This window comes from Amphritea atlantica, from assembly GCF_024347255.1.
In the GTDB taxonomy this organism is placed as follows: Bacteria; Pseudomonadota; Gammaproteobacteria; order Pseudomonadales; family Balneatricaceae; genus Amphritea; species Amphritea atlantica.
The window spans coordinates 2,067,365-2,080,652 of the sequence record NZ_AP025284.1 but is presented as its reverse complement, the minus strand read 5'-3'; the positions used below and the strand labels follow the sequence as shown (position 1 = coordinate 2,080,652).

Annotated in this window: 12 protein-coding genes; 4 read left to right on the top strand and 8 right to left on the bottom strand. The window is 53.1% G+C overall.

Going from position 1 to position 13,288, the window contains the following annotated elements; all coding sequences use genetic code 11:
- From OCU43_RS09495 to OCU43_RS09480, 4 genes are all read left to right on the top strand, one after another.
- Nucleotides 1–621 (top strand): riboflavin synthase subunit alpha, encoded by a 621-nt coding sequence (locus OCU43_RS09495; RefSeq protein ID WP_091358023.1) that lies wholly within the window; start codon nucleotides 1–3, stop codon nucleotides 619–621.
- Nucleotides 622–1,176: 555 nt separating this feature from the next.
- A complete protein-coding gene (locus OCU43_RS09490; protein WP_091358020.1) occupies nucleotides 1,177–3,039 on the top strand; it encodes a thiamine pyrophosphate-dependent enzyme in 1,863 nt (620 codons plus the stop codon).
- The gene (locus OCU43_RS09485; RefSeq protein WP_245756564.1) at nucleotides 3,036–3,686 is read left to right on the top strand and encodes an indolepyruvate oxidoreductase subunit beta; all 651 of its coding nucleotides are present in this window, start codon (nucleotides 3,036–3,038) and stop codon (nucleotides 3,684–3,686) included. Before OCU43_RS09490 ends, OCU43_RS09485 begins: the two co-directional genes overlap by 4 nt.
- Before the next feature lie 128 nt (nucleotides 3,687–3,814).
- The gene (locus OCU43_RS09480; RefSeq protein WP_091358589.1) at nucleotides 3,815–4,726 is read left to right on the top strand and encodes a DMT family transporter; all 912 of its coding nucleotides are present in this window, start codon (nucleotides 3,815–3,817) and stop codon (nucleotides 4,724–4,726) included.
- Between the two features lie 4 nt (nucleotides 4,727–4,730).
- Here OCU43_RS09480 and OCU43_RS09475 read toward each other — a convergent pair whose 3' ends face one another.
- From OCU43_RS09475 to OCU43_RS09440, 8 genes are all read right to left on the bottom strand, one after another.
- Nucleotides 4,731–6,035 (bottom strand): DUF58 domain-containing protein, encoded by a 1,305-nt coding sequence (locus OCU43_RS09475; protein ID WP_091358016.1) that lies wholly within the window; start codon nucleotides 6,033–6,035, stop codon nucleotides 4,731–4,733.
- Complete coding sequence (locus tag OCU43_RS09470) at nucleotides 6,032–7,015, bottom strand: AAA family ATPase (RefSeq protein WP_091358013.1); 984 nt, start codon at nucleotides 7,013–7,015, stop codon at nucleotides 6,032–6,034. The genes OCU43_RS09475 and OCU43_RS09470 overlap by 4 nt, the downstream gene beginning before the upstream one ends.
- Nucleotides 7,012–8,238, bottom strand: coding sequence for a DUF4350 domain-containing protein (locus OCU43_RS09465; RefSeq protein ID WP_139203183.1), 1,227 nt, complete (start codon nucleotides 8,236–8,238; stop codon nucleotides 7,012–7,014). The genes OCU43_RS09470 and OCU43_RS09465 overlap by 4 nt, the downstream gene beginning before the upstream one ends.
- A complete protein-coding gene (locus OCU43_RS09460) occupies nucleotides 8,219–9,733 on the bottom strand; it encodes a hypothetical protein (RefSeq protein ID WP_091358008.1) in 1,515 nt (504 codons plus the stop codon). The genes OCU43_RS09465 and OCU43_RS09460 overlap by 20 nt, the downstream gene beginning before the upstream one ends.
- Complete coding sequence (locus tag OCU43_RS09455) at nucleotides 9,720–10,706, bottom strand: stage II sporulation protein M (protein WP_091358005.1); 987 nt, start codon at nucleotides 10,704–10,706, stop codon at nucleotides 9,720–9,722. The genes OCU43_RS09460 and OCU43_RS09455 overlap by 14 nt, the downstream gene beginning before the upstream one ends.
- Nucleotides 10,703–11,407, bottom strand: coding sequence for an RDD family protein (locus tag OCU43_RS09450; RefSeq protein WP_245756563.1), 705 nt, complete (start codon nucleotides 11,405–11,407; stop codon nucleotides 10,703–10,705). Before OCU43_RS09450 ends, OCU43_RS09455 begins: the two co-directional genes overlap by 4 nt.
- A 15-nt stretch (nucleotides 11,408–11,422) precedes the next feature.
- Entirely contained in the window at nucleotides 11,423–12,733 is a 1,311-nt protein-coding gene (locus OCU43_RS09445) for a BPSS1780 family membrane protein (RefSeq protein ID WP_091358000.1), read from the bottom strand.
- 168 nt (nucleotides 12,734–12,901) lie between these two features.
- The gene (locus OCU43_RS09440) at nucleotides 12,902–13,192 is read right to left on the bottom strand and encodes a hypothetical protein (RefSeq protein WP_245756573.1); all 291 of its coding nucleotides are present in this window, start codon (nucleotides 13,190–13,192) and stop codon (nucleotides 12,902–12,904) included.
- Nucleotides 13,193–13,288 lie beyond the last annotated feature (96 nt).

The window sequence follows — 13,288 nt, the reverse complement described above, 5'->3', positions numbered from 1 at the left end:
ATGTTCACCGGAATTGTTCAGGGTACCGCAACGGTTATTACGACTTTAATGAAAGATCAGTTCATGCAGCTGACGCTGGAGTTTCCCCAGCAGCACTGCGAACACCTTCAAACCGGTGCCAGTATTGCCATCAATGGCACCTGTCTGACGATCACCGGATTCAGAGCAAACCAGATCAGCTTTGACCTGATTATGGAAACGCTCAGAGTCACTAATCTGGGAGAGCTGAAACCCGGTGATAAGGTAAACTTTGAACGCGCCGCCAGAATCGGTGACGAGATTGGTGGACATATGCTCTCCGGCCATATCCATGGACAGGCAACCATCAGCCAGATTGAACAACCCGAAGACAACCGGATTGTCTGGTTTGAAGGTAATTCTGAACTGATGAAATACATTTTGCCGAAAGGCTTTGTCGCCCTGAATGGTTGCAGCCTGACGATTGGAGAGGTTCAGGGCAACCGGTTTAACGTTTACCTGATACCGGAAACACTCACTGTCACCACTTTTGGTACAGCATCTGTCGGAGACAGGATCAATCTCGAGGTCGATAGCCAGACTCAGGCAGTAGTCGACACTGTAGAACGATATATGCAACAGAACGCTATATTAAGCCGCTAGAACGGCGCTTCGCGCCTGTTAGTGGCCAGACGGAAAGCTTCGCTTTCCTTGCCAGAAAAAGACGTTGCTCGTTGCTCGTTGCTCGTTGCTCGTTGCTCGTTGCTCGTTGCTCGTTGCTCGTTGCTCGTTGCTCGTTGCTCGTTGCTCGTTGCTCGTTGCTCGTTGCTCGTTGCTCGTTGCTCGTTGCTCGTTGCTCGTTGCTCAGGATTATTGCCCTTCTCCAACCGAACACAACAACTTTCTTACAGAGTTCATCATTCAAATACAGACCTTCACGTAAAAAGAAGGCTTTTATCGAGCAACGAGCAAGTCACGCTCTTTGTGACGTTCGAGCTACGAGCGACGGCTTTTGAAGCTTTTTGTGACGTTTTGAGCCGTGCCTGCTATCCCCCATCCAGGCCATATACGACCATTTGACCACGGCTATTCGGCTATCCTTGACTCAGGTCAGCCTGCCATTGGCGGGGTTCGTTTTAAAATCACTCTTTTATGATTCACTTTTAAGCCTACATAACTAAAAAAAGCTATCAGGTCTAAAGCTGTAAGGAGCCTATATTGAACGCACCCCAACCCGTCCAGCAGGATCAGCGTCAGTTTATTTCCGGGAATGAAGCCGTGGCACAAGCCGCCAGAGATGCCGGTTGCAGTGTCGCCTCCGCTTATCCCGGCACACCATCCACTGAGATTCTGGAGTTTATTGCGGCCTATCCGGAGATTTATACCGAATGGTCAATCAATGAAAAGGTGTCTCTTGAGGTGGCTATCGGCGCATCTCTGGCGGGAAGCCGGGCCTTATGTGCCATGAAACATGTTGGGGTTAACGTCGCCTCCGATGCGCTGATGACGCAGACCCTGATCGGTGCGGTAGGCGGACTGGTGCTTGTGGTTGCGGACGATGTTGGTCTGTCATCCTCACAGAACGAACAGGATTCCCGCTACTGGGGTCGCTTTGCCCATCTCCCGGTGCTGGAACCGGCAGATGCACAGGAAGCTTACGAGATGACCCGCCTGGCCTTTGGTCTGTCAGAGCAGTATGACGTGCCGGTGATGGTGCGTCTGACCACCCGGATCTGCCATGTCAAAGGCGTGGTGGTGTGCAGTCAGCCTGACATCTATCAGCACAAAAACTTTACCAAAGATCCGGCCCGCTATGTCATGGTGCCGGGAAATGCGAAAAAACGAATTCCCCTGATGATGGAGCGTGATCAGCAACTCAGCCAGGTCAGCGAAGAACATCCTCTTAACCGCATTGAATCAGGTTCTGACACTGAAATCGGTTTTGTGACCTCCGGCGCCGCTTACTTTCATGTCAAAGAGACCTACCCTGACGCACCGGTCTTTAAACTGGGTCTGAGCCATCCCGCCCCAATCGAAGCGATTCGTGATTTCGCTGCCAGTGTTAACAGACTGGTCGTTGTAGAGGAGGTGGAACCTCTGCTTGAAACTGAACTACGGGCCGCAGGCATCAGCTTATATGGTAAGGATATCCTGCCCCGAATAGGTGAACTCTCACCGCAGGTGTTGACCCCTTGCATCGACAAACTGTTGGGGAAAAACAGTGACGAGAAGCTGATATCCACAGCTGAGCTTTTCCCCCGTCCTCCAACCCTCTGTGTTGCCTGCCCCCACCTGGGCATCTACTACTGCCTCTCCCATATCAAAAACACCATCATCGCCGGCGATATCGGCTGTTATACACTGGGGGCCGGGCACCCCTGGAATGCACTGGATACCACGATCAGTATGGGAGCCTCGCTCAGTGTTGCTCAGGGGATCGATAAGGGCCGCAGTGAGGCAGATCAGAATAAGAATGTTCTGGCCGTGATCGGCGATTCAACCTTTATGCACATGGGGATGCAGGGGCTACTGGACATCACCTATAACAAAGGCAACGTCACCGTCCTGTTACTGGACAACCGTGCCGTGGGCATGACCGGTGGTCAGAACGCCCCTTCGTCCGGTCTTAATATCCATGGTGAGGCTACCCTGCAGGTGGATTTCCGCAAGCTCTGCGAAGCCCTGGGCGTTAAACCGGAGCGTATTCACGAGGTTAATCCTTATGAACTGCCGACGCTGTTCAAAGCGCTGCGTGAAGAGGTCAAAATCAAAGAGCCATCAGTGATTATCACCAATCAACCCTGCGTCCTGACTGAACGTTACAGCAAACTTCCGCCGCTGAAAGTGGATGAAGATCGATGTACTGGCTGCAGCAACTGCCTGGATGTCGGCTGCCCCGCCATTCTGGTCAGCCGCAAAGAGACCGTCATCAAGCCCAATGGCAGAGAGAAGGAGCTTAGCTTCGTCAATATTGATACGGCGGCCTGTACCGGTTGCAACCTGTGCACAAACACCTGCGCTCCCGATGCGATTGTTCCGGCTTTCAATGTCGGGAATATCAATGCTGTGGAGGTAAAATGATGACTTCGCAGAAACCCTCACTCGAACTGAACAGCGATGCAGTCACTAATATTCTGGTCGTGGGGATCGGCGGACAGGGGGTAATGACCGCCGCCGATGTACTGTCCCAGGCGGCACTGGCGCTGGGTTATGATGTCAAAAAAACCGAGGTGGCCGGTATGGCACAACGGGGTGGTGTCGTCACCTCTCATGTACGCTTCGGAAAACAGGTGTTATCACCGGCCATCAGGCCGGGTGATGCGGATATGATGATCGCCTTTGAACCGGCCGAAGCATTGCGCTGGCACACGCACATGAAATCCGGCGCAGTGGTGATGGTCAATGACTATCCACTCATCCCTCCAGTTGTTTCAATCGGTCTGTATGACTACCCTGACAACCCTCTCGGCCAATTAGCAGACGGTTCAGTAGAACTACACCATTTCAATGCCGGAGAAGCAGCGATAGAGCTGGGCGACCGGCGACTGGTGAACTCCATAATGCTGGGTGCCATTGCCGACCACCTGCCGTTTTCGCCGGAAATCCTGGAACAGGCGCTACTAGCACGCTTTCAGCGCAAGGGAGAAGCGCTGACCGAGCTTAACCGCCGCGCCTTTACACTGGGACGGCAGGCGTTTAATCAGGTGGATAGCCTGGCTACTGCCTGACAGCCCGGCAGCTGAGATCAGTCCAGACAATTAACCCGGATAATCAGCTATTTACTCCCCCTGCCATTGCGTAAAAAGAGCAGCAATTTACAATAGCTGCTCTTTTTATGTTTTATGAGGTTCCATTGATGGAAACCCGCAACATCCGCGCCGACCTCACGCTGTTACTGGTCGCTGCTATCTGGGGCCTGGCCTTTGTCGCCCAGAGACTGGGAATGGATCACCTCGGACCCTTTGGGTTTAATGGCTGTCGCTTTCTGCTGGGCGCTGTTTCACTGCTGCCGCTGCTATTGATATTTAGGCCTAAAGCCGGTGCAACAGAACCCCGGGCAATGCTGCGGGGCGGTATCACGGCCGGTATGATTCTGTTTCTCGGAGCATCGTTGCAACAAGCGGGTTTACTCTGGACCACCGCAGGCAATGCCGGATTTATCACCGGACTCTACATCATTATCGTGCCGCTTCTGGGGTTGCTACTGGGCCATATCACCCGGCTGAATACCTGGCTGGGAGGTCTGCTGGCCGTTGTCGGGCTTTACTTCCTCACGATTGAAACAGATTCAGACGCCAGTTTCACAATCAACAGTGGTGATCTGCTGGTTTTGGGAAGCGCCCTCTTCTGGGCCGCCCATGTGGTAGTCATCGGCCGTCTGGCCAGCCAGCTGGACAATCTGCGACTGGCGATTATCCAGTTCTTTGTCTGTGCTCTGCTGAGTTTTATCGTTGCACTGGTTTTTGAGCAGGACAGCCTCACTCTGTCGAATATCACCCTGGCATGGCAACCAATCGCCTATGCCGGTCTGCTCTCGGTGGGGGTGGCTTATACACTGCAGGTGGTGGCACAACGCCACGCCCCCGCCTCCCATGCGGCGATCATCATGAGTCTGGAAGCGGTATTTGCCGCCATCGGAGGGTGGTGGTTACTGGAGGAAGCGTTCAGCAACCGGGCTCTGATCGGCTGCACGCTGATGTTGGCGGGAATGATTGTGTCACAGCTGAATCTGTTTCGAAGGAAACAACTGATCGCAACAAACGGATAATCCTCTATAACCGTCCCGAGGCCTTAACCGTCAGATATTGATTGACCAGCGCCACCGGGAGTTGTTTGGCCAGCAGGTCCATCGGCATCGCCCCCTGATGACGAAGTTTTTCGTGGTTCTGGGTGCGGCATTCCAGATACTCCTGTACGCCATGAAAACGCAGCGCGGCGTCAAAATCTGATACCCGGTTTGCCTGTGCAGTGTCGAGAATCTGTTCACGCAGATCAGCGACCACAACCAGATGGCGACGGGAGAGCAACCGCACGGCAGTTACCAGATCATCACTGTCTTCATCGCGGGTGTTGGTAACCAGCACTATCAGTGCCCGGCGCCGCTGCAGGGGCATCAGCTCCCGGGCCGCTTCAAGATAGTCCGCAGCTTCCAGTGTGGCTTCAATATCATAGGTGCTGGCAATCATCTGCCGTACCACAGTGCCTCCTTTAACCGGGGGAAACCAGCGTTTAACTCCGCCAAAGGTATGGAAGCCAACCGCATCACCCTGCTCCGCCGCTACATAGGCAAGCAGCAACATCGAGTTCAATGCCTGATCCAGATGACCACCATCCTCTTCCCGATGGCGCATACGCCGGCCACAATCCAGCAGGAACAGAATCTGCTGGTCGCGCTCATCCTGATATTCCCGGGAGATCAGTTTGTGATAACGGGAGGTTGCTTTCCAGTCAATCTGGCGTAACGAGTCACCGGTCCGGTACTCCCGCAACTGGTGAAAATCATTACCCTCACCCCGGCGTAGCTGATGTTTGATACCCAACTGACTCAGATGGTTGTCGGTGGCCAGCAGGGTGTACTGGCTCACGGCACGAAAGTTTGGATAGACTTTAATCCGGTCCACCAGCGTAACAAACTGTTTGCGCTGCCACAGCCCGAATGGTGAGACACTGACCAGATCGACACCATCAAACTGTCCATCTCCTCGCTGATCAGGTCTTATCTGATAGGTTGCTCTGGCGGTGCGCTCAGGCGGTAAGCTGAGTTGCAGCGGCAATCCTTCAACCGCATATTCACTGGGGTGATGATCATGCAGTGTCAGCCACTGCGGTCGCCCGGTGTGATTGGTCACCTGCAGCTTCACGTCACTCCAGACCCCCACCGGAATACTGCCGCGTAACTCCCGGCTGACTTCGGCCACCGTTTCACGTCGGTGCAACAGCAGGTCGAGCAGAAGCGCCCCCGCCACGGTTGCGGCTATCAGATCACGCAACCATTGCAGCCCGGGCCAGACAGCGGCCAGCAACGCCAGTAACAGAACCACAGTTACCAGCAATACTGAACGACGGGATGGAATCATACCCGGGGAGCCTGCACGTTGCTGAGAATATCTTTCAGTACATCGTCTGGCTGATAACCTTCAATCTCAAGGTCTGCACTGAGTTTAATCCGGTGGCGTAACACCGCCTGGGCTACCGCTTTAATATCATCGGGGGTGACAAACCGCCGACCAGACAACACCGCATTGGCCCGGCCTGCCCGTAGCAGTGCGATGCTCCCCCGGGGCCCACTACCGGTGTCAATTCCGCTCCAGTCACGGGTTGCCCTGACGATATTCACCGCATAGGTAACGATCTGCTCATCGACCTCCAGTTTTGAGGTATAGCGCTGCAAGCTGAGAATCTCTTCAGGCTTGAGCACCTCCTGAATCGATGACACGTCCAGTTTATCAGCCACAGATCCCGAGGTGATCTGTTGAACCATCTGCAACTCTTCATCGACACTGGGGTAATCGATATAGACCTTCAGCAGAAAGCGGTCCAGCTGCGCCTGTGGCAAGGGGTATGTACCCTCCTGTTCAATCGGGTTCTGGGTTGCCAGCGCCAGAAACGGCAGTTGCAGCTCGTACGTCTGCCCTTCGATGGTCACCTGCTGTTCCTGCATCACTTCCAGCAGTGCAGACTGAGTTTTCGCCGGCGCCCGGTTGATCTCATCCGCCAACAGAAAGTTACAGAACACCGGCCCTTTACGCACCCGGAAAGAGTCCGTTTTACGGTCAAACATAATATGGCCGCTGATATCGCTGGGCATCAGATCCGGGGTGAACTGCACCCGGTTAAACACACCGCCGACGGCTGCCGCCAGACTTCGAACCAACAGGGTTTTGCCCAATCCAGGCACCCCTTCTACCAACACATGCCCACCCGCCAGCAATGCAATCGTGGTATCCCGGATGACCTGACGCTGACCAATAACCGCTTTACCGATCTCCTGCTCCAGCTGCCCGAGTTTGCGCAGCACTTTGTCTGACAGCTGATCCTGTCCCTGAGATTCGTTCATCTTAGCTCCCGCTGTTTTAAGCCACTGGCCAGCTGCTGCAGCACCAGTGTTGCTTTAATAAAATCCTGATCTTTGGTTATCTCATGGTAGAGACTGCGCTCAACGGCGGTCGCTGCCATACCGGTTTTCTCACCAATCCACTCCGCCCTCTGGCTTTCGTCCATCGGATTAAGAGCCGGGTGACGTTTACGCCACGCCAACTCCAATGCTCGCCGATTGTTCTCAAACAGGGTATACCCCTTATCGATACGCCAGGCATAGTGCGCCGTCGCATCAATATGCTCCAGCAGGTTACGCCGCTGCAGATTCTGCAGTTTCAGACGCGGACCGGTAAACAGGAACAAACGCCAGCCCATCAGCAGTAGCAATACGACCAGTGCACAAACGATAAAAGGGATCTTCTGCCATAACAGTTGAGGCAGCGGCAGGGCGTCAATACTGTACTGCAACCAGACCTTACGACCGCCAGCCACCAGATGACTCAGCAGAAAAGCGTTATCATCTTTGTTAATCCGGTCGTTGGTAAACAGATCCAGATCACTCAGCACCATGACCCGTCCCTGACCATACTCAAATCTGAGATAGTTTGCTCCCTGTTCAGAACCGGCACGAAGAGAGGCCCACTGATCACCATCGACAAGAATCCGGTCGCGGAGAAAGCTGACAGTCACCGGTTCCGGTTCGCTGGCAAGGGACAGACTTACCGTGAGATAAGACGAGGAATCTGCTTCACTGGTATCTGATTTAACTGAATCTTCATTCTGATCAGAGGTGTCTGCCTGCTGATCGTCAGATGATTCAGGCGGAAGCATTCGTACGCCCAGGAATGCCAGAAACGGATCGTTGTCTTCATCCTCCTGATAAAAGTGCTCCGAAGTCAGAATCAGTATGCCACCCGCTTCAATCCAGTTATCCAGTACTTCAATCTGCTGATCGTTCATCTGTGGCGGCATGCGCCGGGCCAACAGCACATCCCCCGGAGGCGGTAACACAGTCGTCAGATCCCTGGCGCGAAAACTTTCTGCCTGATAGCCCAGCTGTTGCAAAAAACGCTCTGCCGCGAGAAAACGGTTACGCATCGCTTCAGGAGATATATCCACCCGTTGTTCCTCGGTAACCCGTTCGTGATTATTAAAAAACCACTGGGTATACCAGACAACACTGAGCAGCAGCAATCCCCCCAGCAGCCAGAGAAAAAACCGGTTAGCGTTCGACATGGCCATACACCTCCTGCCAACGCTGACAAAGCTCAACCACGGGGGCTTCCGCCGGAACCACATGTCCATAGGCCATACGCAACCAGTGGCTGGTCAGAGACTTGAAAAAATCCGCTTCACTGGCACTGCGGTGATCTATCACCAGCTGTTCACACTCGCCCTCGGTAGCACTGTCGGGAATCTCGATATGTTCCTGAGTCACCAGATAGACCAGTGCGCCCCGATAGAGCAGGCTCAACGCCTCCCTGAAGGCGCCTTCAGCAATCAGCTTCCGGGCTTCGCCAGCAGGATCGTCTGGCAATTGGTCAGGACGTAAATCCAGACCAAATAACTCCACCGGCCGGCTTCGGCCTTTACGAGCCGGGCGTCTCTGAAAATTTCTGAACCACTGACTATTTTTGGCAACCTGATAGATCAGAAATACCACCAGGGCAATACCGGCTATCCATACCAGGATTTTGCCAATACTGGCGCCACCTTGCATAACATCACCGACGCCATTAAACAGCTTTGCCAGCAGCTCGATAAACCAGTTATCTGAATCACTGTCCGGTTCCGGCTGACCGGTATATTTCCAGTAGTGGGTCTGCTCATAACGGCCAAAGGCTTCATCCTCCAGCACTTTTTCGATGAGCGGCTTCGCATCCCGGGCACTCACCTGCTGCGCCGCATCAACAGGTGTACTGATCAGCGGAACGGCCAGCGCCAGAACAGCCGCCAGCATAACCGCCGCAACAGTGCTGACGGAACGTCGGGAAGCGCCAGATTTAAAGCGTTCACTGGTCCGGCGGAAGTTGATCTCGATATCCCAGGCTTCCAGCTCACTGCGTCGATTGAGATAGAGGGTAAACCCGGCTGCCACATAGAAGGGGGCAATAACCGACATACAGAGCAGACCTCCGGCAAACTGTAACCAGTCCCCCACCCGCCCCGGTGCCATAAACAGATCACCGAAACTGGTCCAGCGAAGGTCTTCCGGAATCAGCATAAAAACCACGGTGATAAACGCCATCTCCAGCACCGTTTCCAGGTGGATGCCGATCACCGTCAGCCAGGCAGCCGCACTCTGATTTCGTCCCAGCACCCGCAAACGATCACGGCGTGCACTCCCCTTCAGTTGTTCCAGCAAGGCCACCGGCAGCGTAAAGGACCGGGAGGGATTAAAACGACGCAAGGTGAGATTAAGTAGTAACTGCGGCCGGACCACTGACCACCATTGTCGCAGCACCGTTTTCACCGGCAACTGCTCACCAAACACAGCCCGGCTTAACCAGAACATCAACGGTGGCTCGTACAGCGGTTTAAACCACCAGATAATCAACATCAGCCAGCCGAGCTCATCTGATAGAAAGAGGAACAGAAGCAACCCCAGCGGCACTGCTGTACTGAGCCAGAGCAACCAGAGCGGCTTAAACCAGCGCCGTGCCAGCGCAAAACCGAGATCTATCGCTTCCCAGGGAGTTCGTCGACGCAGAGATATTTCTAGCTTATCGAGCTCCATCCGCCCCCCTGCCCGCGAACATAAAATAGAGAATCATCATGATCCAGAGGATGATAGCCGCCACATATTTAACCGTGTTTGGCAGACTGCTGGCAGACCAGAACGCCTCAATAAAAGCGGCCCCCAGCAACATCAGTCCCGCCCCCATTACCAGCGGAACGGCTTTACCCGCCTGCAGTTTGATCGCATCCAGCCGACTGTAACGGCCCGGGCTGATCACCCCTCGCCCGATCATCAGGCCGGCTGCACCGCTGATCACAATGGCTGTCAGCTCCAGCGCCGAATGGCCACAAACAAAAGACCAGAATGTATCCGTGTAACCCAGCCCGGTCAGATAGCCGGCCACACCACCGATCACGATACCGTTATAAAACAGGGTGAAAACTGTTCCGACCCCAGCCAGAATACCCATCGCGAAAGTACGAAAACCGATACCGATATTGTTATAGATATAGAAACCGAACATCACAAAATCAGAGTCGGCGCTACGTTCAAGCGTGCGTCCGGGGCGGGCATTATCCGGGCGGTACATCTCCTCCATATTGCTGATTTCAGCATCACTCATCAGGCTATGGATGAAGGTATCATCGATCATACAGTAACCGCCCACCAGCAACGCTGGCAGGAGAAACAGTGCCAATGCAACCCAGACATAACCAATATTGAGTCGCAGGCTAGCGGGAAAATCACTGGCAATAAAGGTCAGCAGCCGCCACAGCCAGGCACCCCGGCGGGTATAAAGTTGCTGATGGCCACGCAACACCAGCCGGTGAAGAAAACCAACCAGTTGAGGGCTGTAGCGCCGCGCCCGGGATAACGCATAATGATTACACAACTGACGGTAGAGCTGTGGCAGATCAGCGGGCAACTCATCGGAGGAGCGACGCAGCCGAAAGGTTTCTAACTGATCTAACTGTTGATCCAGACGTTGCCACAGGGGCTGATAGCGCTGTTCAAACTGTTCCTGTTTCATCGACTCCCCCGGGTCAGCCACGCAGCATATCCAAGTATCTCTTTCACTGCAGCTGGCCCCCGTTTACCGGTGACAGGATAGAGAGAAGTTGCCAGCTCAATCTGACGCTCCTGACTCAACTGCGGACAACGCTCGGCAAACCGGATCAACTCGCGCTGCTCATCGACACTGAGATCAACGGGAGGTCGCAGGCTTTCTGCATTGGCTAATTTAATCCGTTCCAGATCGGCTTCCCGATAAACAACCAGAGTCCCTGCCGCCAGATCGCCAAGACGCTGAAAGTTATTGTTAATTAGCATTGATAACAAACCGGTAGCATACAGAAATGGCAGAAAATCTGCGGCCCTGAGCAGATTGCGAATTAGCGAAGAGGAGAACGTAACCGGCGTACCATTATCCTGAATCACCACCAGTCCCATCGATTTTTTGCCGGGTGAGGCGCCGTTATACAACTCAAAGACGACCGGATAAAACCATTCAATGAGGAAAAACATGATCAGCATTACGGAGGTGCCCACTCCCCCGAAGAAGGCAAAAACACCTGAAACCAACCCATAGAGTATCGCCCGAATCAGCATATCGATGCTCCAGGCACAGGCACGCACAACCGGCCCGGCCAGCCTTAATTCGAGCCGGATACCTTCGGGGGTTTCATGACGTCTGACGGTGTCCGTCAGGGTCATCGCTTCTCTGTCAGCCATCGAAAATACTACAACTTAGTTGTAGAAAATATCCCGATATGAGGTATACAAAGAGGCGATAGCCATCGGCATCACAATCAGCAAACCTAAAGCAAAAGGTATTGTGCCAACAATGAACAGGATCAAGGCGATCAAGCCATACAGCAGGAATGGCAGCACGTTTTTCAAACAGGCGCTAAAGCTTAGCTTCATCGCTTCAATGGCAGGGATATCATTCAAAGCAACTAAGGTTGGCGCAAACCAGTAAGCCATTATCAGGGGGATGAATAAAAGAAAGCCAACCAGCATCGGAAGAGCCAGAGCTGACATCATGCCAGGTCCCATCTGTTCTACTCCCCCCCCGATAAAGAAGGTCGCGCTGCCGATCAATACCCCAATAATAACTGAAACAACGATAATTCCGACCATATAGAGCAGCCCCACAAGCACTAACTGGCCAACATTATTTCTAAAACCACTGAACAGGTGCCCGATCTCAAAATCGCCCCCCTCTGCCTGCTCTCTGCAACCAAGCATAAAACCCGCAGTGATAATCGGATACACCAGTATCAGCAACATTCCCACAAAGGGTATGAAGCTCAAAACTGAAGAGATAATAACCCAGATTACCAGCGCCACTATCCAGGCAACGGGGTTCTGTTTAAAGTGACCAAACCCCTCGGCAAGCCAGCTCCAACCATGGGATGCAGGAACCGAAACAGGCCCGGTAAGATCCCCCTCTTCATACTCCTGACTGAGATCAGCCTCCGGTGCCTGATAGGGGTTAGAGGACGATGCCGCAGCACTATCGTCATATGATGTTGCAGAAGCACTGGCAGTGAAAGCGCCTGAAGATGAGTTTTCGGAAAGCGTAGATGAGTTATTATCTGAAGATTCTGGGGCTTTAACGGGAGCTGAGGTAAATGCCTGACCACTCTCCTGAATCGCCAGGTACTTGGAGACAACAATCTTACAGTCCGGGCAGCGGTCATCGGCAACCTCTTGAGAACCGCACTTAGGACATACTGACGACTCAGAAGCAGCAACCACATTGCTGACCCCAGGCTCATCATCTCCTTCAAGTTCAAAGGCCATTGCGGGCTTCACTGCCGGCTGAGGAGCAACCAGTTTAACGTCGAGGCCGATAGCGGTTAGCACGGCGACATATCGCTCTGCTTTGACCCTGTCCAAACCGCTTTTTATGGGGGTTTCTTTACCTGCCATCACCAGCCCACGGGCCTTGGCGTCACTACATTTGAACTTTTCTGCAAATGCGGTGATAACGGATTCAGGCTCAAAACCTTCAGTAATGGTGCCACTGAAAACGACTTTAAATTGATCTGACATTTGCAAATTTCCCTGTTGCGCCCTGTAAGAGTGGTTTTCATTCTAACGCCAACAGGATAATTCACAAGGCTTCAGATCAATAAATCAAAAACAGAAAAGCATCTGAAATTAGACAGTTACTCACTTTTAACGAATTAATAAGCCCCCACAATACTGAGGTAGGTTTTTTTACTCAGGCAGGTCAACAGAGATCTCTGCTCCGCCATAGTGATGCACACGATCGTGTGCCCTGATGTTTACCCTTACGATGCCTGCAGGAATCGTTACCGAACGCAGTGAACGGGTAAAAGGCTGCTCATTTACATGGGGGTGAAGCAGTGCCCGTGTAGCTAGAATATGACCTTCAATATCAACAACTTCCCACCTGTCAGCATAATGTTCCCAGCCGGTATCATCATGTTTAAGGGTTACACTGAAATCATACTGCTGGTTTCCACTCCGACTGACCGTCACACTCATCACATCGGCTTCCCCGGCAGTACTAAGTACGGGAAACAGAGCCACTGCAGCAACGAGAGCACAGCACTGGACGGTTAAATCATATAGTTTCATCAT